The sequence below is a fragment of the Bradyrhizobium sp. USDA 4454 genome (genome assembly GCF_054822705.1).
In genome coordinates this window covers 3,576,801-3,595,584 of sequence record NZ_JBTRCN010000001.1, presented here as the reverse complement: position 1 = coordinate 3,595,584, position 18,784 = coordinate 3,576,801, and the positions used below count along the sequence as shown (strand labels likewise).

18 protein-coding genes are annotated in these 18,784 nt (G+C 65.6%); 11 read left to right on the top strand and 7 right to left on the bottom strand.

Annotated elements, in window-relative coordinates; genetic code table 11:
- Positions 1-16: 16 nt before the first annotated feature.
- The 3 genes from ACVIW0_RS16790 to ACVIW0_RS16780 form a co-directional block, all read right to left on the bottom strand.
- On the bottom strand, positions 17-469 hold the full coding sequence (locus ACVIW0_RS16790) for a hypothetical protein (RefSeq protein ID WP_461353321.1): 453 nt from the start codon (positions 467-469) through the stop codon (positions 17-19).
- A 35-nt stretch (positions 470-504) separates the two neighbouring features.
- Positions 505-921, bottom strand: coding sequence for a hypothetical protein (locus ACVIW0_RS16785; RefSeq protein ID WP_461353320.1), 417 nt, complete (start codon positions 919-921; stop codon positions 505-507).
- Between the two features lie 232 nt (positions 922-1,153).
- Positions 1,154-1,990, bottom strand: coding sequence for a M15 family metallopeptidase (locus tag ACVIW0_RS16780; RefSeq protein WP_461353319.1), 837 nt, complete (start codon positions 1,988-1,990; stop codon positions 1,154-1,156).
- 160 nt (positions 1,991-2,150) lie between these two features.
- Between ACVIW0_RS16780 and ACVIW0_RS16775 the strand changes: the two genes are divergently transcribed.
- The 3 genes from ACVIW0_RS16775 (at position 2,151) to plsY (ending at position 5,245) form a co-directional block, all read left to right on the top strand.
- Positions 2,151-3,104, top strand: coding sequence for an aspartate carbamoyltransferase catalytic subunit (locus ACVIW0_RS16775; protein WP_456754375.1), 954 nt, complete (start codon positions 2,151-2,153; stop codon positions 3,102-3,104).
- A 4-nt stretch (positions 3,105-3,108) separates the two neighbouring features.
- Positions 3,109-4,410, top strand: a complete 1,302-nt coding sequence (locus ACVIW0_RS16770) for a dihydroorotase (protein ID WP_461353318.1) — start codon at positions 3,109-3,111, stop codon at positions 4,408-4,410.
- A gap of 241 nt (positions 4,411-4,651) precedes the next feature.
- Positions 4,652-5,245 (top strand): glycerol-3-phosphate 1-O-acyltransferase PlsY, encoded by a 594-nt coding sequence (gene plsY / locus ACVIW0_RS16765; protein WP_461353317.1) that lies wholly within the window; start codon positions 4,652-4,654, stop codon positions 5,243-5,245.
- A 115-nt stretch (positions 5,246-5,360) separates the two neighbouring features.
- On the opposite strand, the gene ACVIW0_RS16760 is transcribed toward plsY, so the two are convergent.
- Complete coding sequence (locus tag ACVIW0_RS16760) at positions 5,361-6,599, bottom strand: amidase (RefSeq protein WP_461353316.1); 1,239 nt, start codon at positions 6,597-6,599, stop codon at positions 5,361-5,363.
- 125 nt (positions 6,600-6,724) lie between these two features.
- On the opposite strand from ACVIW0_RS16760, the gene dprA reads away from it, so the two are divergent.
- Positions 6,725-7,840 (top strand): DNA-processing protein DprA, encoded by a 1,116-nt coding sequence (gene dprA, locus ACVIW0_RS16755; RefSeq protein ID WP_461353315.1) that lies wholly within the window; start codon positions 6,725-6,727, stop codon positions 7,838-7,840.
- A gap of 163 nt (positions 7,841-8,003) precedes the next feature.
- On the opposite strand, the gene ACVIW0_RS16750 is transcribed toward dprA, so the two are convergent.
- Complete coding sequence (locus tag ACVIW0_RS16750) at positions 8,004-8,414, bottom strand: winged helix-turn-helix transcriptional regulator (protein ID WP_461353314.1); 411 nt, start codon at positions 8,412-8,414, stop codon at positions 8,004-8,006.
- Positions 8,415-8,513: 99 nt separating this feature from the next.
- Between ACVIW0_RS16750 and ACVIW0_RS16745 the strand changes: the two genes are divergently transcribed.
- Positions 8,514-9,122 carry an FMN-dependent NADH-azoreductase gene (locus ACVIW0_RS16745; protein WP_461353313.1) on the top strand — a complete coding sequence of 203 codons (609 nt, stop codon included), beginning with the start codon at positions 8,514-8,516 and terminating at the stop codon, positions 9,120-9,122.
- A 164-nt stretch (positions 9,123-9,286) separates the two neighbouring features.
- Here ACVIW0_RS16745 and ACVIW0_RS16740 read toward each other — a convergent pair whose 3' ends face one another.
- Together ACVIW0_RS16740 and ACVIW0_RS16735 are read right to left on the bottom strand one after the other, a co-directional pair.
- The gene (locus ACVIW0_RS16740) at positions 9,287-9,448 is read right to left on the bottom strand and encodes a hypothetical protein (RefSeq protein ID WP_461353312.1); all 162 of its coding nucleotides are present in this window, start codon (positions 9,446-9,448) and stop codon (positions 9,287-9,289) included.
- Positions 9,449-9,607: 159 nt separating this feature from the next.
- The gene (locus tag ACVIW0_RS16735) at positions 9,608-10,381 is read right to left on the bottom strand and encodes an SDR family NAD(P)-dependent oxidoreductase (RefSeq protein WP_461353311.1); all 774 of its coding nucleotides are present in this window, start codon (positions 10,379-10,381) and stop codon (positions 9,608-9,610) included.
- 109 nt (positions 10,382-10,490) lie between these two features.
- Here ACVIW0_RS16735 and ACVIW0_RS16730 point away from each other — a divergent pair, with 109 nt between their 5' ends.
- The 6 genes from ACVIW0_RS16730 (at position 10,491) to ACVIW0_RS16705 (ending at position 18,663) form a co-directional block, all read left to right on the top strand.
- Positions 10,491-10,967, top strand: coding sequence for a winged helix-turn-helix transcriptional regulator (locus tag ACVIW0_RS16730; protein ID WP_461353310.1), 477 nt, complete (start codon positions 10,491-10,493; stop codon positions 10,965-10,967).
- Positions 10,968-11,599: 632 nt separating this feature from the next.
- On the top strand, positions 11,600-12,115 hold the full coding sequence (locus tag ACVIW0_RS16725; RefSeq protein ID WP_461353309.1) for a hypothetical protein: 516 nt from the start codon (positions 11,600-11,602) through the stop codon (positions 12,113-12,115).
- 196 nt (positions 12,116-12,311) lie between these two features.
- The gene (gene topA / locus ACVIW0_RS16720) at positions 12,312-15,086 is read left to right on the top strand and encodes a type I DNA topoisomerase (protein ID WP_461353308.1); all 2,775 of its coding nucleotides are present in this window, start codon (positions 12,312-12,314) and stop codon (positions 15,084-15,086) included.
- A complete protein-coding gene (gene rnr, locus ACVIW0_RS16715) occupies positions 15,087-17,450 on the top strand; it encodes a ribonuclease R (protein ID WP_461353307.1) in 2,364 nt (787 codons plus the stop codon).
- Positions 17,441-17,878, top strand: a complete 438-nt coding sequence (locus ACVIW0_RS16710) for a DUF983 domain-containing protein (RefSeq protein WP_461353306.1) — start codon at positions 17,441-17,443, stop codon at positions 17,876-17,878. Before rnr ends, ACVIW0_RS16710 begins: the two co-directional genes overlap by 10 nt.
- 35 nt (positions 17,879-17,913) lie before the next feature.
- Positions 17,914-18,663, top strand: a complete 750-nt coding sequence (locus ACVIW0_RS16705) for an NUDIX hydrolase (RefSeq protein WP_461353305.1) — start codon at positions 17,914-17,916, stop codon at positions 18,661-18,663.
- Positions 18,664-18,784: the final 121 nt, after the last annotated feature.

Here is an 18,784-nt window from a genome sequence, read left to right as displayed (position 1 = left end):
TTGATCAGTCCCTGCCCTAGATGCTTCCGTGGCTCGGCGCATCGCGACCGAGCCGCCGGTCGAGCCAATCGTTGGCGCGGGTCCTGCTGGCCTCTTTCCGGGACGCCTGGACCGGAAAGATGTCGCCGGCGCGCAGCGGCCGGTTATCGGGATAGGACGCCAGTTGCAGGTTCGATTCATGCGCGGCGCCGTCCACCGGGGAGATGTAGGCAAACCGGATCTCGATCTTGTGCTTGATGTCGTAGCCCTGCCATTTCGGATGGTTGCGCGCCAGAAGCTCGGTCAGTTCGCACGGCAGGAGATCGGACGTCGAGCTCCGATTTCCCTCGGTCTTTTCCATGTAGCATTGCTCCTTGACGCTGCTGACGCGCGCGTCGATCGGACGGAAGTTCACCCGCTTGTCGAACTCGATGTAGGCATAGAGGCCCGCGACGCCGATAGCGATCATCCCGTAGAGGCCCAGGCGCATGGTTGAACTCCAATCCTCCCGAACTGCCGCGACGATCAGATCATGCGGGTCTTGTCCGCCTTGGTCTTGGAGGCCAGCACCGGGAGCACGTCGCCGGCGCGCAGCGGCTTGCCGCTGGGGAAGTAGGACATTTGCAGGCTCGACTGGTGCGAGACGCCATCGACCGGCGAGACGTAGACCACGCGCACCTCGATCTTGTGCCTCAGATCATAGCCTTGCCACTTCGGATGCTCCTTGCGCAGCAGCTCGGCGACCTCGCAGCGGGTCAGGTCGGAGGTCCACGTCGTCTTGGTGATGACCCCGCGCTCGACCTTCTCCAGATAGCATTGCTCGTTGACGGCGCTGATGCGTGCATCGACACGCTGATAATTCGCGCCCTTGTCGTATTGATCGTAGATCGCGATGCCGGCGGCGCCGACGGCAATCAGTACAATAGCTTTTCCGAAACCCATGCTTCGTGCTCCCGCAACGCCCGCACTTCATACGGCCACAATTAAGGAGTGCTGAAAGCGCATTCGGCTACTTATGCGATGGCAAGCTTTGTCTTGCCGAAATGCCTTGGATTTGAGGAAAATCCGGGCGCTAGAGCATTTTCGAGCGAAGTGGAAACCGGTTCGCGTGAAGAAAATGCGTCAAAACAAGAATCCAGAGCCCCGCTCCGATTCCATCGGAGCGGGAAAGGCTCTAGTGCGCGTGTGTGATTGGGAAATCATAGGCCGCGCCGCCGGCCCCCGGCAGCGAGAAGTGCCACCATTCCTTCGAATAGTTCGCAAATCCCTGTCCGGCCATCGCCGCCACCAGCCTCGCCCGCCAGCGCCTCTGCGCCGGCGTGATCGAGCCTGTGCCGGTATGGGCCTTGATGTCCGAGCAGTCATAGCCGGTGCCCATGTCGACGCTGCCCTCCGGGGCGCGCGCGGCGGCGGGCGCGGTGCAGTCGGCATAATCCCTCGCCGGGTCGAACTTGCCCGAATTGTCGGCGGTCAGATCGACCAACGTGAGATCGACCGCGGCGCCGGTCGAATGCCCCGAATGCGTGGCGATATAGCCGAGGCGGAACAGATCCGCCTTCGAGAAGGCCGGGTTGTAGCGCCGCTCGGCGGCGGTCTCGGTGCCGTTCCTCGACCACGCCACCATGTCCGCGACCGCGCGAGCCGGCCGGTAGCAATCGAACATCTTCAGCGACAGTTTTTGCCGCGCCAGTTCCTGCTGCACGGCCTTCAGCCGCAGCCCCACTTCCCGCTTCACCACGCATTCCGCCGCGCCGTAGCCCGCAAGCGGCCGCCCCATGAAGTTGTTGGACGTCGCGTAGCGGATGTCCTGGAGGATGGTCGGATCGATGTCGCGCAGGAACACGAAGCCGCCGGGCAAGTTCTGAGCGCAGGCAGGCGAGAACGATCCCGAGGTCAACGCGAAGGCCAGCAATGCGATCACGGCAATTTTCACGAGTCCTCGCTCCCCGGCTTTCGGTCCCGGCCGTTCAATGGGACGTTCACCTCGGCTCCGCTCGCGGCCGGCCATCATGGCTTGTTCTGGAAAAACCAGCAAAAGCAAGGTGCGGTTGCCCTGCGCCAAGCCCGGGCAAGGCGGCCGAGACGACCGTCACATCTTACTCGGGGAAAACTCCTCTGGAACCTCTTCGCGCTTGCCCCACCGGCCATCCGCGCCTATAGCTCTGGCTTTAATGACCCCATCATTGAAATCAACTTTTGTCCTCGGTCACCGGCATCTGCTGGGCATCGAAGGCCTTTCCGCTGACGACATCACGGGCTTGCTCGACCTCTCCGAGGAGTATGTCGAGCTCAACCGCCAGGTCGACAAGAAGCGCGCCAGTCTGCGCGGCCGCACCCAGGTCAACCTGTTCTTCGAGGCCTCGACCCGGACCCAGTCCTCGTTCGAGATCGCCGGAAAACGCCTGGGCGCCGACGTCATGAACATGTCGGTGTCATCGATGTCGACCCGCAAGGGCGAGACCTTGATGGACACCGCGGTGACGCTGAACGCGATGCACCCTGACATCCTGGTGGTTCGTCACCACGCCTCCGGCGCGGTCGAGCTCTTGGCGCGCAAGGTTGACGGTTCCGTGATCAATGCCGGCGACGGCGCCCACGAGCACCCGACCCAGGCGCTGCTGGATGCGCTGACGATCCGCCGCAACAAGGGCCGGCTCGAGGGGCTCGTGATCGCGATCTGCGGCGACGTGCTGCATTCGCGCGTGGCGCGCTCCAACATCTTCCTGCTTAACACCATGGGTGCCCGCGTCCGCGTGGTGGCCCCCTCCACCTTGCTGCCGCCCGGCATCGAGCGGATGGGCGTCGAGGTCGCGCGCGACATGCGCGAGGGGCTGAACGGCGCCGACATCGTGATGATGCTGCGGCTGCAGCGCGAGCGCATGAACGGCTCCTTCGTGCCGTCGTCGGGCGAGTATTTCCACTATTTCGGCCTCGACCAGAAGAAGCTCGGCTACGCCAAGCCCGATGCGCTGGTGATGCATCCGGGCCCGATGAACCGCGGTGTCGAGATCGACACCTTCGTCGCCGACGGCGCGCAGTCGCTGATCCGTGAACAAGTCGAAATGGGTGTGGCAGTGCGCATGGCGGTGCTGGAAGCGCTCGCCCGCAACCTGCCGAACGCGTGACGCCATGCTGATTGACCGCCGCCCCATCCTGCTCGCCAATGCCCGCGTCATCGATCCCTCCCGCGATTTCGACGGTCCGGGCGATGTCCTGATCGCCGATGGCGTGATCCGTGACACCAAGCGCGGCATCGGCGCGGCCGGCGTCCCCGAAGGCACCGACATCGTCAATTGCGCCGGCAAGATCGTGGCACCCGGCGTGATCGACATGCGCGCCTTCGTCGGCGAACCCGGTGCCAGCCATCGCGAGACCTTTGCCTCCGCCAGCCAGGCCGCGGCCGCCGGCGGCATCACCACCATCATCTGCCAGCCCGACACCTCGCCGGTGATCGACAATTCCGCCACCGTCGACTTCGTGCTGCGCCGCGCCCGCGACACCGCGATCGTCAACATCCATCCGATGGCGGCGCTGACCAAGGGCATGCAGGGCCAGGAGATGACCGAGATCGGCCTGCTGAAGGCCGCCGGCGCCGTCGCCTTCACCGATGGCGACCGCAGCGTCACCAACGCCCAGGTGATGCGGCGCGCATTGACCTATGCCCGCGATTTCGACGCGCTGATCGTGCATCACACCGAGGACCCGCATCTGGTCGGCGAAGGCGTGATGAACGAGGGCGAATTCGCCACAAGGCTCGGCCTCGCCGGGATTCCGACCGCCGCCGAGTCGATCATGCTCGAGCGCGACATGCGGCTCGCGGGGCTGACCGGCGGGCGCTATCATGCGGCCTCGCTGACCTCGACCGAGTCGCTGGAGATCCTCAAGCGCGCCCGCGACGCCGGCTACAACGTCTCGGCCTCGGTCTCGATCAACCACGTGACGCTGAACGAGAACGACATCGGCCCCTACCGCACCTTCCTGAAGCTCGCGCCGCCGCTGCGCACCGAGGACGACCGCCGGGCGCTGGTCGCAGCGCTCGCCTCCGGGCTGATCGACGTCGTGATGAGCGATCACAATCCGCAGGACGTCGAGGTCAAGCGGCTGCCGTTCGCGGAAGCGGCGAGCGGCGCGGTCGGCCTGCAGACCATGCTGCCTGCAGCGCTCAGGCTGATCCACAATGGCGAGATGGACTTCAAGACGCTGATCCGGGCGATGTCGACCCGGCCGGCGGAGTTGCTCGGCCTGCCCGGCGGCACGCTGCGCGCCGGCGCGCCGGCCGACGTGATCGTGATCGACGCCGACACCCCCTGGGTGCTCGACCGCGACGATCTCAAATCGCTATGCAAGAATACGCCGTTCGACGACGCCCGCTTCTCCGGCCGCGTGACGCGGACCATTGTCGGCGGCCGGACCGTGTACGAGCACGTTTAAGTTTGGGTCGAACAAGTTTAGGTCGAACTCAGCGCGCCGCCAGTTGCGACATCGCTTCCATCGTTGTTCCAACCACGATGGCCGCGACGTAAACGACAAAGAAAAGCTGCTCCAGCCGCCTGCGAACAGAAGCCATGACAAGCTCCCTCATTTCCAAGGCCATGGTGCGGTTTTATGGTTAATATTTCATTGACGGGATGGTCCGACACGGGCCGGACCGACCGTCCGGGGGACCACCGCGATGTCTGCTGACGCGTTCCTGCTGGTCGCCTTCCTGATCGGCTATCTGCTCGGCTCGATCCCGTTCGGCATGATCCTCACCAGGCTCGCCGGCACCCAGGATCTGCGCACGATCGGCTCAGGCAATATCGGCGCCACCAACGTGCTGCGCACCGGCCATAAGGGCCTCGCCGCGGCGACGCTGCTCGGCGACATGCTGAAGGGCACGGTCGCCGTGATCATCGCAGGCACCATCGACGGCCCGAACGCCGCGATGTTGGCGGCGCTCGGCGCCTTCCTCGGCCACCTCTTCCCGGTCTGGCTCAGATTTCGCGGCGGCAAGGGTGTCGCGACCTATATCGGCGTGCTGGTCGGGCTGTTCTGGCCGGCGGCACTGATTTTCGCCGCGATCTGGCTCGGCACCGCATACACGACGCGCTACTCGTCGCTGTCGGCGCTGATCGCCGCGTTCGTGACGCCGCTGTTCCTGTGGTTCTTCGGCCACAACGCGCTTGCCTCGCTGTTCGCCGTGCTGACGCTGCTGCTGTTCTACATGCACCGCGAGAACATCAAGCGGCTGCAGGCCGGCACCGAAGGCAAGATCGGAAGCAAGTAACTCCCCGTCATTCCGGGACGCGCCTCTTGGCGCGGGCCCGGAATCCATCGGGCCGCATCACCGGTGGAAGAATGGATTCCGGGCTCTCGCTTCGCGAGTCCCGGAATGACGGCGGTTACCTCCTCAGCACGTCCTCGACAAAACTCGCCGCTGCGAGCGCCTTGGCATCATCGCCAAAGCCTGCGATCACGGTGACGCCGACCGGCAATCCGCCTTCGGCGGTCAGCGCCGGCACGTTGACGCAGGGCACGCCCATCAGGGTCCAGAGCCGGTTGTAACGGGGATCGCCGGTCGACGATAACCCCTCGGGCGCAGCACCCGGCGCCGACAGCGTCAGCAGCACGTCGACCTCGCTGAGGATTGCGGCCAGCGCCTGCCGCGCACGCAATGCGACATCCATCGCCGCGTCGTATTCGGCCGGCGTGTCGCCCTTGCTCTCGTCGAGCCGGCCGCGCAACAGCGGCGGCATCGCATCGTAGTTCCGGCCGTATTCCCAGGCGAATGATTGATGCGCCTCGAACTCCTGCACCACTGGATGAATCCGCCAGGCCTCGGCGATGATCTCGGGCAGCGCGAGCTCGCGCACGACGGCGCCCGCCTGCTCCGCGGCGCGCGCGGCCGTCTGCACCGCCTCCGCGCCCGACGCATCAGGCGCCCCGGCGAAGGCCTGCGTCACCACGCCAATGCGCGGCGCAACGAGCTTCGACGGCACGGCCAGTTCCGGCCGCCAGGTCATCGCGGCCAGCCCCAGCGCGACATCGCGCACGCCGGCGCCGAACAGGCCGACGGTGTCGAGCGTCCAGGAGAAGCATTTCACCCCGACGGTCGGCAGCAGCCGGTAGCTCGGCTTGATCGCGGCGACGCCGCAGAACGAGGCCGGCCGGATCACCGAGCCGCCGGTCTGCGTGCCGAGCGACAGCGGGATCATGCCGGCGGCGACCGCGGCCGCCGAGCCCGCCGACGATCCGCCCGGCGTGTGCGCGTGATTGTGCGGGTTGAGCGTTGCGGTCGGATCGTTCGCCGCGAATGCGGTCGTCGTGGTCTTGCCGACGATGGTCGCGCCGGCCTGCTTCAGCGCCATCACGACGGGCGCGTCGGCGCGCGGCCGATGGCCGCGATAGATCGCCGAGCCCATCTCGGTCGGGAAATCGGCCGTATCGATGTTGTCCTTGATCCCGACTGCGATCCCGCGCAACGGCCCCGACGTCTGCGCACGGGCCTTCTCGTCGCGGCAGACGAAGGCACCGATGGTTTTTTCCTGCACGGAGATGGCGTCCTGCGCTTGCGCGATGGCGGCATCAGCGGACAATTCACCGGAGGCAATGCGGCGTTGCAGATCGGCAAGCGAAATCATCGGCGGACTTCCTGTTTCTTGACGGTTTTTGACGACTTCTTGGCAAGGGCTTTTAGCGCGTCGCGCGCGGTGGCGCCAATGTCGCAGTTGATCACAATCTCAGGTTGGGCGAAGCTGCAGCCCGCATGCATGACCGCTCGCCCAGCCCCGCAAAACTCACCGACGCCGAACGGCTCAACCGTTTGCGGCTGATTCGTTCCGACAATGTCGGCCCGCGCACCTTTGCATCGCTGCTCCGCCATTTTGGCGATGCCGCGCACGCACTGGAGCGGCTGCCGGACCTGGCGCGCCGCGGCGGCGCATCGGGACCGCAGCGGATCTGCAGCGAGGCCGACGCGGCCGCGGAGCTCGCCGCCTGCCGCAGCTTCGGTATCGACCTCGTCGCGCCGGACGAGGCGCATTATCCGGCGCGGCTTGCGACCATCGACGATGCGCCGCCGCTGCTGGCCGTACGCGGCGCGCGCGACACAATGATCCGGCCGATGATCGCGATCGTCGGCTCCCGGAATGCCTCCGGCGCCGGGCTGAAATTTGCTGGCACCCTGGCGCGCGATCTCGGCAATGCCGGCTTTGTCGTGATCTCAGGCCTCGCCCGCGGCATCGACCAGGCCGCGCATCGCGCCACCGTTGCCAGCGGCACGGTCGCCGTGCTCGCCGGTGGCCATGACAAAATCTACCCGCCGGAGCACGAGGATCTGCTCGCCGCCCTGCTCGAACAGGGCGCTGCGATCTCGGAGATGCCGCTCGGCCACGTGCCGCGTGCGCGCGACTTCCCTCGCCGCAACCGGCTGATCTCGGGCGCGTCGCTCGGCGTCGTGGTAGTGGAGGCTGCGCACCGCTCGGGCTCGCTGATCACGGCGCGGATGGCGGGCGAACAGGGCCGCGAGGTGTTCGCGGTGCCGGGCTCGCCGATCGATCCGCGCTCAGCCGGCGCCAATGATCTGATCAAGCAGGGCGCCACGTTGGTCACCGAAGCCGCCGACGTCATCAACGCGGTGACACCGATCATGGAGCGGCCCGTCATGCTCGGCGCGCGCGAAGACGACGAGCCGCTGGATTTTGCCACTGATGGCGGCGATCGCGCCCGCGTCGTCAATCTGCTCGGGCCGAGCCCGATCAGCCTCGATGATCTGATCCGGATGGCCGACGTCTCGCCCGCCGTCGTCCGTGCCGTGCTGCTGGAGCTCGAGCTCGCCGGCAAGCTCGAGCGTCATGGCGGCGGGCTGGTGTCGATGATTTAGTGTTTCCCTGCCGCTGCACACGCAAATCCTTCCCCGTCATCCTGAGGAGCGCGTAGCGCGTCTCGAAGGATCGACGGCCACCAGCCGAGCCGTGCATCCTTCGAGACGCCTGCTACGCAGGCTCCTCAGGATGACGGTTCAACAAAGCGCCGGTGACGGATAACTATCCCTCCGCATTCCGCGCATCGAAATCATTCCGCGCGCCCTCGATCTCGGGCAGATGCGCGAAGGCCCATTCGCCGAGCGCCATGACAGGTACGGCGAGCCCGCGTCCGAGATCGGTCAGCTCGTAGTCGACCCGCGGCGGAATGGTCGGAAACACCGTGCGTGTCACCAGCCCGTCGCGTTCCAGCCCGCGCAGGGTCAAGGTCAGCATCCGCTGCGAGATGCCGTTGATCGTCCGCTTCAGTTCGTTGAAGCGGCGCGGTCCGTCGCGCAGCAGCATGATGACAAGCACGCTCCATTTATCGCCGACCCGCGAGAGCACCGAGGCCACGCCGCGACAATCCTCATGCGTTCCGGGCTGGCGCGGCAGGCCGGTTTCGGCGGTTACATCGATGTGCTCGGGTTGCATGGGTGTGCTCGGGTTTCAAAAATGTGCGTTCTTGCGGAGATTTAGGGCGGTCACTCATATAGCGCCAGTTACAAACCTATACCAAAGGTGACCTCTGCCATGAAGCTTCTGCACATCGATTCCTCGGTCCTCGGCCCCTACTCCGTCAGCCGCCAGGTCTCCGCCGCCGCCGTCGAGCGGCTGCGCCAGGCCAATCCCGGCCTCGTCCTGAGCTACCGCGACCTCACCCAGACCCCGCTCGCCCACCTCTCCGGCCTGCACCTCGCAGCCAGCCAGGGCGCTGCTCCGGATCCGTCGGTGCGCGACGACATCGCTACCGGCCAGGCGGTGCTGGACGAGTTCCTCGCCGCCGACATCGTGGTGATCGGCGCGCCCATGTACAATTTCACCATTCCCTCCCAGCTCAAGGCCTGGATCGATCGCATCCTGGTCGCGGGCAAGACCTTCAAATACGGCGCTGGCGGCGTCGAAGGACTGGCCGGCAACAAGCGCGTCATCATCGCCATCTCGCGCGGCGGCTATTACGGCGCCGATACGCCGATGGCCGCGCTCGAGCATCTCGAGACCTATCTGCGCGGGGTGTTCGGCTTCATCGGCGTCAGGAATCTCGAGTTCATCCCGGCCGACGGCATCCAGGTCGGTCCCGAGCATCGCGAGAAGGCGGTTGCGGGCGCGCTGCAGGCCGCCGGCAGCCTGAACGCGGCCTAGTTCCAGAAACCGCTGTCGTCCTCCGCGAAAGCGGGGGACCTAGTATTCCAGAGACGGCGGTTATTGAGCAGAGAGGCCGCGGCGTACTGGATACCCCGCATGCGCGGGGTATGACAGTTGTGGGCGGGACAAGTCTCAGGCAAACGGCTACCCCGCGGGTTGCCTCACAACCAGATGCCTTGAATGCCGCAGATGACGGCGACGAGCGAAATCAACAAACCGATGCCGGAAAACAGCGCGACGGTCACAAGCTGCGCCGTGTCCGAACTTTCGGATTCGGACGAAGCGGGGATCGACGTCGAAATGCGGACAGCTGCTTTCGGCATGAGACGGCACTCCAAAATGACTTCGTGGTGAAAAAATTCCCCGCCCATTCAGAAGTCCGGCGAGTACGTCAAAGGTTCAATGCGCTCGATGATACTCGCAGACAAAACCGGCCGGTGTAATCCGTTTCACACCGGCCGGTACTTACAATGAGAAACAAATTATCCGCGATAGATCGGCGCGCCGGCGGGCGATGCCGTTGCGCCGCCATCGATGAACAGTTCCTGCCCCTGCACATGCGCTGCATCGTCGGACGCCAGGAACAGCACGGTCTTCGAGATATGATCGGGTTCACCGATCCGGCCGAGCGGCGTGGACTTGCCGATCCGCTGCTCGAATGCCCTCTCGGCCTCGGGCGTCGCGATCGCGGCACCCCAGATCGGCGTCCGCACGGCTCCCGGCGCCACCACGTTGACGCGGATGTTGCGCGGCGACAGCTCTGACGCCATCACGCGCGCCATCGCGCGCACGCCGGCCTTGCTCGCCGCGTAGGCCGAGTAGCCGGGATTGCCGAGCACCGAAATCACCGAGCCGTTGAGAATGATCGACGCGCCGTCGTTGAGATAGGGCGCGACCGCCTGCACGGTGAAGAACACGCCGGTGAGATTGGTGCGGATCACATTTTCGAATGCAGCCAGCGTGGTGCCGCCGACCGGCGTCTGGCCTGGAATGCCGGCATTGGCGAACAGCACGTCGTATTTGCCGAACTTCTCGGCGCCCTGCTTCACCGCGGCCTCCAGCGCCGCGACGTCGGTGGCGTCGGCGACGACGGCGAGCGCGTTCGGGCCGAGCTCCCTGGCTGCCGCCGCCAGCGTCTCCTTGTTGCGGCCGGTGATGATGACCTTGGCGCCCTCCGCCACGAACAGCTTTGCTGTCGCAAGCCCGATGCCGCTGTTGCCGCCGGTGATCAACGCCGTCTTGTTCGCCAGTCTCATGTCCGCCTCCAGTTGGTTGCATCATTAAACTTCATTGCCTAGCTAGGGCATTCGGTTTAATATTGCAACCACACAAGGTCGTGATGAACTCAATTCCCGGAGGCACGAGGTGAAGAGAACCAGTCTTGCCGGCGACAGCTGCCCGGTGGCACGCGCGCTCGACGTGTTCGGCGACTGGTGGTCGCTCCTGATCATCCGCGACGCCAGCCTCGGCCGCCGCCGCTTCGGCGAATTCCAGACGAGCCTCGGGCTTGCCAAGAACATCCTCACGACCCGGCTGCGCACGCTGGTCGAGCGCGGTATCCTCAAGACGGCCTCTGCCTCCGACGGCAGCGCCTATCAGGAATATGTGCTGACGCCGAAGGGCCACGGCATCTTCCCGATCCTGGTCGCGCTGCGGCAATGGACCGAGGAGTTCGACGAGCATCCGGACGAGATCGCGACCGTCCTGGTCGACCGCGCCAAGGGTAAACCGGTGAAGAAGCTCGCGCTGCTGTCGCAGGACGGACGCGTGCTTGGTGCAGCGGACACGACACTGAAGCCGCGGTCTGTGCCGAAGACGGCGCGGCGCGTCGTGACGGCGTAGGAGCAGACTGCGTAGGGCGGATTGGCGAAGCGTAATCCGCCGCAACAGCGCGTATTGCCGGTTGGCGGATTACGCCGGAGCCTGTCATCGGGCCGCGCTTTGCGCGGACCCGGTGGGCTAATCCGCCCTACGCCGCGACGCGGAGTGTTGCCAATTCGACACGACGGGCAACTCAGCAAATCCTGTCAATTCAAGCGCACAAAAATATTTCGCTTTATCAGAAGCGCAACTCTGTGTATAAGCGCATCCGTCTCGCCCGACACGAGGGGCGCTTCGCGGTCGTCACGAACGCGGGTCGAGATGCGGTGGACGCCGATTGCGCAGTCGACGAATGCGCATGAGGCGGACGGCGAAGTCGTGCAGGCCTGACGCCCTAGTGGTAGGTGTCTCTTCCGATTGCGCAATGCGCGTTGCGAAGACGGTGACAACAAAGCCAAGTCTCGCCGGGGAGAGCACGTATAAGCCGTAAGCCATCGCGCAGGGAAGGCCGGGTTGTTCCCGGTTACACCTGTGGTCCTACCCCCGTGCTTACTACCCATTGCACGGGGCCCATGGGTGCGATCGGCACCCGGTCTTCCCTGCGCCCTCACCAACGGAGAGGGCGGAACGAAAGAGCAAGACTCGGACAAATTATGTCGCGAGAACGCGATCCTATATCCCATCCTCAACTGTCATCGCCCGGCCTCGACCGGGCGATCCAGTACGCCGCGGCCTCTCGGCTCAAGCACCGCCGTCTCTGGAATACTGGATCACCCGCTTTCGCGGATGATGACACCGAGAGTGTGGCAATTGAATCGAAACCCATCCTCATCGTCATCCTGGCTTTCGCCAGGACGACGAATGGAGAGACCGGCCCTACCTCCAACCCCTACCCGTCACGACAGCTTCCTTCGGCTGCGCAGGCGAAGCTGCTCGTCGGCCTCCAGGCGCGCCATCGCGAGCAGATGGTCAAGAACCCAAAATTTGTGGCGCTGAGCGAGTTTGGCGAGTTCGGTCGCGGCGGCTGCGATCAGGATCAGGGCGTCATCCGGGCCGCCCGCCCCGCCCGTCTCCTCGCCCGCCGGTCGCCGCCGGCCGGATGCCTTTTCGCCTCCGGCCGCCCCCTGTCCTGCTCAAAAGGCCTAATCCGATTCCCACCCCATATATAAAGAGATACGCCCTTTCCGGCCGCAACTCTAGGACGCATTTTTCAACCCCTGGGATCAAAACTCTACAGTTTGAACCCTCCCTTCAATATCTGGCGATTTGACACCGACCGCCCCAGCACCCATGTTCGCCCCGACACGGCGGTCGCGAGTCTAGCGGAACCCGCCTTCAAGTTTTCCCGTAAGCTATTGGAATGACATGAATATCGTCATTGTGGAGTCGCCGGCCAAGGCCAAGACGATCAACAAATATCTGGGGTCCTCCTACGAGGTCCTGGCGTCGTTCGGCCATGTCCGCGACCTCCCGGCCAAGAACGGTTCCGTCGATCCGGACGCCAATTTCCAGATGATCTGGGAGGTCGACGCCAAGGCCGCGGGCCGGCTCAACGACATCGCCAAGGCACTCAAGGGCGCCGATCGCCTGATCCTCGCAACCGACCCTGATCGCGAGGGCGAAGCGATCTCCTGGCACGTGCTCGAGGTGATGAAGGAAAAGCGCGCGCTGAAGGACCAGAAGGTCGAGCGCGTGGTGTTCAACGCCATCACCAAGCAGGCTGTCTCCGAGGCCATGAAGGCGCCGCGCCAAATCGACGGCGCGCTGGTCGATGCCTATATGGCGCGCCGCGCGCTGGACTATCTGGTCGGCTTCACCCTCTCCCCGGTGCTGTGGCGCAAGCTGCCCGGTGCCCGCTCCGCCGGCCGCGTGCAGTCGGTCGCGCTGCGGCTGGTCTGCGACCGCGAGCTCGAGATCGAGAAGTTCGTTCCGAAGGAGTACTGGTCGCTGGTCGCGACGCTGCTGACACCGCGCGGCGAAGCCTTCGAGGCGCGGCTGGTCGGCGCCGACGGTAAGAAGATCGCGCGGCTCGACATCGGCTCCGGTGCGGAAGCCGAGGATTTCAAGAAGGCGATCGAGGCCGCGCTGTTCAAGGTCGCGACCGTCGAGGCCAAGCCGGCCCGGCGCAACCCGCAGGCGCCCTTCACCACCTCGACGCTGCAGCAGGAAGCGAGCCGCAAGCTCGGCTTCGCGCCGGCGCACACCATGCGCATCGCGCAGCGGCTCTATGAAGGCATCGACATCGGTGGCGAGACCACCGGCCTGATCACCTATATGCGAACCGACGGCGTGCAGATCGCCCCCGAGGCGATCACCCAGGCGCGCAAGGTGATCGGCGAGGACTATGGCAATGCCTACGTGCCGGACGCCCCGCGCCAGTATCAGGCCAAGGCCAAGAACGCGCAGGAAGCCCACGAAGCGATCCGTCCGACCGATCTGTCGCGCCGCCCGGCCACGATCGGCCGCCGGCTCGATGCCGATCAGGCACGGCTCTATGAACTGATCTGGAAGCGCACCATCGCGAGCCAGATGGAGTCCGCCGAGCTCGAGCGCACCACCGTCGACATCGAGGCGAAGGCCGGCGCCCGCGTGCTGGAGCTGCGCGCCTCCGGCCAGGTCATCAAGTTCGACGGCTTCCTCGCGCTCTATCAGGAAAGCCGCGACGACGAGGAGGACGAGGATTCGCGCCGCCTGCCCGCGATGAACCAGGGCGAGGCCGTGAAGCGCCAGAGCCTTGCCGTCACCCAGCACTTCACCGAGCCGCCGCCGCGCTTCTCGGAAGCATCGCTGGTGAAGCGGATGGAGGAGCTCGGCATCGGCCGTCCTTCGACCTACGCCTCGATCCTGCAGGTGCTGAAGGACCGCGGCTACGTCAAGCTGGAGAAGAAGCGGCTGCACGGCGAGGACAAGGGCCGTGTCGTGGTCGCGTTCCTGGAGAACTTCTTCTCGCGCTATGTCGAATACGACTTCACCGCCGATCTGGAAGAGCAGCTCGACCGCATCTCCAACAACGAGATCGCCTGGCAGCAGGTGCTGCAAGATTTCTGGCGCGGCTTCATCGGCGCGGTCAACGACATCAAGGACCTCCGGGTCGCCGAGGTGCTCGATGCGCTCGACGAAATGCTCGGCCCGCACATCTATCCGCCGCGCGCGGATGGCGGCGACGTCAGGCAATGCCCGACCTGCGGCACCGGCCGGCTCAACCTGAAGGCCGGCAAGTTCGGCGCCTTCGTCGGCTGCTCGAACTATCCGGAATGCCGCTATACTCGCCCGCTCGTGGCCGACAGCGCCGAGAGCGCCGACCGCGTGCTCGGCACCGATCCCGACACCGGTTTCGACGTCACGGTGAAGGCCGGCCGCTTCGGCCCCTACATCCAGCTCGGCGAGCAGAAGGACTACGCGGAGGGCGAGAAGCCGAAGCGCGCGGGCATCCCCAAGGGTACTTCGCCGGCCGATGTCGATCTCGAGCTGGCGCTGAAGCTGCTGTCGCTGCCACGCGAGATCGGCAGGCATCCGGAAACCGGGCAGCCGATCACCGCCGGCCTCGGCCGGTTCGGGCCGTTCGTGAAGCACGAGAAGACCTATGCCAGCCTCGAGGCCGGCGACGAGGTGTTCGACATCGGCTTGAACCGCGCGGTCACGCTGATCGCGGAGAAGATCGCCAAGGGCCCGAGCGGCCGGCGCTTCGGCGCCGATCCGGGCAAACCACTCGGCGATCACCCGACGCTCGGCGCGGTCGCGCTGAAGAACGGCCGTTACGGCGCCTATGTCACGGCGGGTGGCGTCAATGCGACGATCCCGAGCGACCGAGCTCCCGACGAGGTCACGCTCGCGGAAGCGATCGCGCTGATCGACGAGCGCGCGGCCAAGGGCGGCGGCAAGAAGGCCAAGAAGGCGGCAAAGCCTGCCAAGGCGGCCAAGGACAAATCAGACAAGGCCAAATCGGACAAGGCTGACGGCGACGCCGAGGCCAAGCCCGCGAACAAGGCTGCGTCGAAGAAGGCCGCGGCGAAACCGAAAGCGGATGCGACCAGCAAGGCGCGCGCGCCGGTCGCGTCCGGTGCCAAGACGTCGCCTGCAAAGTCATCGGCACCAGCGAAAGCGCCCGCGAAGAAAAGCGCCGGCAAGGCACGAGGATAAGTGAAACGAAAACCCGACCATGGCTTTCCGGGCCGGGACGCCATCGTCGACTTCATCCGCGCCAATCCAGGCAAGGTCGGCACCCGCGAGATCGCGCGCGAGTTCGGCCTGAAGAACGCCGACCGTATCGAGCTGAAGCGGATCCTCCGCGAGCTCGCCGACGACGGCACGATCGCAAAACGCGGCCGCAAGATCCACGAGCCGGCGGCGCTGCCGCCGACCGTGCTCGCCGACATCACCGGCCGTGACAGCGACGGCGAATTGATCGCGACCCCCGCCGAGTGGGATAGCGAAGAGAACGGCACCGCCCCGAAAATCCGCATCGAGACACCGCGACGGCCAAAGCCCGGCACGGCGGCCGGCGTCGGCGACCGCGCGCTGCTGCGGGTCGAAGTGACCGACGAGCAAGATGGCACACCGTATCGCGGCCGCGTCATCAAGGTGATCGATCACGGCCGCACCCGCATCCTCGGCATCTTCCGCCGCAATCCGGATGGCGGCGGACGCCTGATCCCGGTCGACAAGAAGCAGGCCGGCCGCGAGCTCAACATCGCCAAGGCCGATACCGGCGGCGCCGAGGACGGCGACCTGATCAGCGTCGATTTGATCCGCACCCGCGGCTTCGGGCTCGCTTCCGCCCGCGTCAAGGAGCGGCTCGGCTCGATCGCGAGCGAAAAGGCGATCAGCCTGATCGCGATCAACACCCACGACATCCCGCAGGTGTTCTCGTCCTCTGCGCTCCGCGAGGCCGAAGAGGCAAAACCCGCGAACTTACAGGGCCGCGAGGATTGGCGCGACGTGCCGCTCGTCACCATCGATCCGCCCGACGCCAAGGATCACGACGACGCCGTGCATGCGGAGGTCGACCCCGATCCGAATAACAAGGGCGGCTTCATCGTCCATGTCGCGATCGCCGACGTCGCCTATTACGTGCGCCCCGGCTCGGCGCTCGATCGCGACGCGCTCCAGCGCGGCAACTCGGTGTACTTCCCCGATCGCGTCGTGCCGATGCTGCCCGAGCGGATCTCCAACGATCTCTGCTCGCTGGTGCCGGGCGAGCCGCGCGGCGCGCTCGCGGTGCGGATGGTGATCGGCGCCGACGGCCGCAAGCGCTCGCACACGTTCCATCGCGTGCTGATGCGCTCGGCCGCGAAGCTCGCTTACGCGCAGGCGCAGGCGGCGATCGACGGCAGGTCGGACGACACGACAGGTCCCCTGCTCGATCCGATCCTCAAGCCGCTGTGGTCGGCCTATGAACTGGTCAAGCTCGCACGCAACGAGCGCGATCCGCTCGATCTCGATCTGCCCGAGCGCAAGATCCTGCTGAAACCCGACGGCACGGTCGACCGGGTGATCGTGCCGCAACGGCTTGATGCGCACCGGCTGATCGAGGAGTTCATGATCCTCGCCAACGTCGCCGCGGCGGAGATGCTGGAGAAGAAGGCGCTGCCGCTGATCTACCGCGTGCATGACGAGCCAAGCCAGGAGAAGGTGCACAATCTCCAGGAATTCCTGAAGACGCTCGACCTGCCCTTCACCAAGCAGGGCGCGCTGCGTCCCGCGCAGTTCAACCGCGTGCTGGCACAGGTCGCCGGCGAGGATTACGAGCCGCTTGTCAACGAGGTGGTGCTGCGCTCGCAGGCGCAGGCCGAATACTCCGCCGAGAATTACGGTCATTTCGGCTTGAACCTGCGCCGCTATGCGCACTTCACCTCGCCGATCCGCCGCTATGCCGACCTGATCGTGCATCGCGCCCTGATCCGCGCGCTCGGCCTCGGCGAAGGCGCTCTGCCGACCGATGAGAGCGTGGAGACGCTCGCCGAGATCGCCGCGCAGATTTCCGTCACCGAACGCCGCGCAATGAAGGCGGAGCGCGAGACCACCGACCGGCTGATCGCGCATTTCCTCGCCGACAAGGTCGGCGCCTCGTTCCAGGGCCGCATCTCCGGCGTGACGCGGGCCGGCCTGTTCGTGAAGCTGGACGACACCGGCGCCGACGGCCTGATCCCGATCCGCACCATCGGCAGCGAATATTTCAACTACGACGAGACCCGCCACGCGCTGATCGGCTCCCGCAGCGGCACCATGTATCGGCTCGGTGACGTCGTCGACGTGCGGCTGGTCGAGGCGGCTCCAGTGGCCGGCGCGCTGCGCTTTGAGCTATTATCTGACGGTCAGGCCGTTCCGCGCGGCAGAGAACGTGACGGCAAGAGAGCCGAGCGTCGTGCTGCGGGATTCGGCAAAGGACCACATAAGGGATCCGGCAAGAAGGCGCACAAGGAACGGAAGGCGCGCAACAAGAAGGACCGCAAGCCGGCGAAGCCTAAGTCCGGCAAATCGAAGCGAGGCAAGTCATGGACATGACACCACCGACAGTGGTCTGGACTCGTGATACGGCCGAGCCCGAGAAGCGCGACGTCTGGAGTGCGATGAAGCGCGGGTTCCGCAGCCGTTGTCCGCGCTGCGGAAAAGGCAAACTGTTCCGCAAGTTTCTGAAATGCGACGGCCACTGTCCGGTCTGCGATCTCGATTTCACGCCGCATCGTGCCGACGATCTGCCCGCGTATCTCGTGATCGTCATCGTCGGCCATATCGTGGTACCGATGGTGCTGTGGATCGAGACCGATTATTCGCCGCCGGTATGGCTGCAACTTGCGATCTACCTGCCGTTCACGCTGTTCGCATCGCTCGCGTTGTTGCAGCCGGTGAAGGGAGCCGTGATCGGCTTGCAATGGGCCCTGCGCATGCATGGCTTTGACGAAAATGCCCCTAGCGACATCCCGCCGGTCTAGCTAAACCGGGCCGCAAGAAGAATGAAAGGGATGAAATGACTGAAGCCGCCGCACCCGCCGCCGTCGTCCACCAGGGCGAAAAGGAAGCCGATCATCACGCGTATTTCCGGCCGAAGGATGCGGCGACGCTGATCCTGATCGATCGCTCCGGCGCCAAGCCGAAGGTGCTGGTCGGCAAGCGTCACGACAAGGTCGTGTTCATGCCGGGCAAATTCGTCTTCCCCGGCGGTCGCGTCGACAAGTCCGACAACCGCGTGCCGGTCGCAGCCCCGATCACGCCGGAGCTCGAAGCCAATCTGCTGAAAGGTAGCCCGAAGATCACGCCCGGCCGCGCGCGTGCGCTCGCCAATGCCGCGATCCGCGAAGCCTGCGAGGAAACCGGACTCTGCCTCGGCCGCAAGGTCGAGAAGCCGGCGAAGCTGGACGGTCCCTGGGCGCCGTTCGCCGACGCTGGTCTGTTGCCCGATCCGTCCGGTCTGTTCCTGATCGCGCGCGCGATCACCCCGCCGGGCCGCGTCCGTCGCTTCGACACCCGTTTCTTCACCGCGGATGCCTCGACCATCGCCCATCGTGTCGAAGGCGTGGTCCATGCCGATGCCGAGCTGGTCGAACTGGTGTGGGTCGAGATCGGCTCCGAGCCGCTCGCGGATGCGCACGCCATGACCAAGAACGTGCTCGCCGAGCTCGACCGCCGTCTCGCCACCGGCCCGCTCCGCCACGACGCGCCAGTGCCGTTCTTCCATTTCTACGGCGGCAAGATGCACAAGGACGTGCTGGGGGCGTGATCTATCCCCTCGTCATTCCGGGGTGCCGCGAAGCGGCGAGCCCGGAATCCATTCCTCCACCGACCATGCGGCCCGATGGATTCCGGGCTCTCGCTTCGCGAGCCCCGGAATGACGATGTCG

Bases quoted from the DNA above. Each gene is read 5' to 3' on its own strand.
- ACVIW0_RS16790 (WP_461353321.1), bottom strand. From the start codon at position 469: ATGCGCCTGGGCCTCTACGGGATGATCGCTATCGGCGTCGCGGGCCTC.
- ACVIW0_RS16785 (WP_461353320.1), bottom strand. From the start codon at position 921: ATGGGTTTCGGAAAAGCTATTGTACTGATTGCCGTCGGCGCCGCCGGC.
- ACVIW0_RS16780 (WP_461353319.1), bottom strand. From the start codon at position 1,990: ATGATGGCCGGCCGCGAGCGGAGCCGAGGTGAACGTCCCATTGAACGG.
- ACVIW0_RS16775 (WP_456754375.1), top strand. From the start codon at position 2,151: ATGACCCCATCATTGAAATCAACTTTTGTCCTCGGTCACCGGCATCTG.
- ACVIW0_RS16770 (WP_461353318.1), top strand. From the start codon at position 3,109: ATGCTGATTGACCGCCGCCCCATCCTGCTCGCCAATGCCCGCGTCATC.
- plsY (WP_461353317.1), top strand. From the start codon at position 4,652: ATGTCTGCTGACGCGTTCCTGCTGGTCGCCTTCCTGATCGGCTATCTG.
- ACVIW0_RS16760 (WP_461353316.1), bottom strand. From the start codon at position 6,599: ATGATTTCGCTTGCCGATCTGCAACGCCGCATTGCCTCCGGTGAATTG.
- dprA (WP_461353315.1), top strand. From the start codon at position 6,725: ATGCATGACCGCTCGCCCAGCCCCGCAAAACTCACCGACGCCGAACGG.
- ACVIW0_RS16750 (WP_461353314.1), bottom strand. From the start codon at position 8,414: ATGCAACCCGAGCACATCGATGTAACCGCCGAAACCGGCCTGCCGCGC.
- ACVIW0_RS16745 (WP_461353313.1), top strand. From the start codon at position 8,514: ATGAAGCTTCTGCACATCGATTCCTCGGTCCTCGGCCCCTACTCCGTC.
- ACVIW0_RS16740 (WP_461353312.1), bottom strand. From the start codon at position 9,448: ATGCCGAAAGCAGCTGTCCGCATTTCGACGTCGATCCCCGCTTCGTCC.
- ACVIW0_RS16735 (WP_461353311.1), bottom strand. From the start codon at position 10,381: ATGAGACTGGCGAACAAGACGGCGTTGATCACCGGCGGCAACAGCGGC.
- ACVIW0_RS16725 (WP_461353309.1), top strand. From the start codon at position 11,600: ATGTCGCGAGAACGCGATCCTATATCCCATCCTCAACTGTCATCGCCC.
- topA (WP_461353308.1), top strand. From the start codon at position 12,312: ATGAATATCGTCATTGTGGAGTCGCCGGCCAAGGCCAAGACGATCAAC.
- ACVIW0_RS16710 (WP_461353306.1), top strand. From the start codon at position 17,441: ATGGACATGACACCACCGACAGTGGTCTGGACTCGTGATACGGCCGAG.
- ACVIW0_RS16705 (WP_461353305.1), top strand. From the start codon at position 17,914: ATGACTGAAGCCGCCGCACCCGCCGCCGTCGTCCACCAGGGCGAAAAG.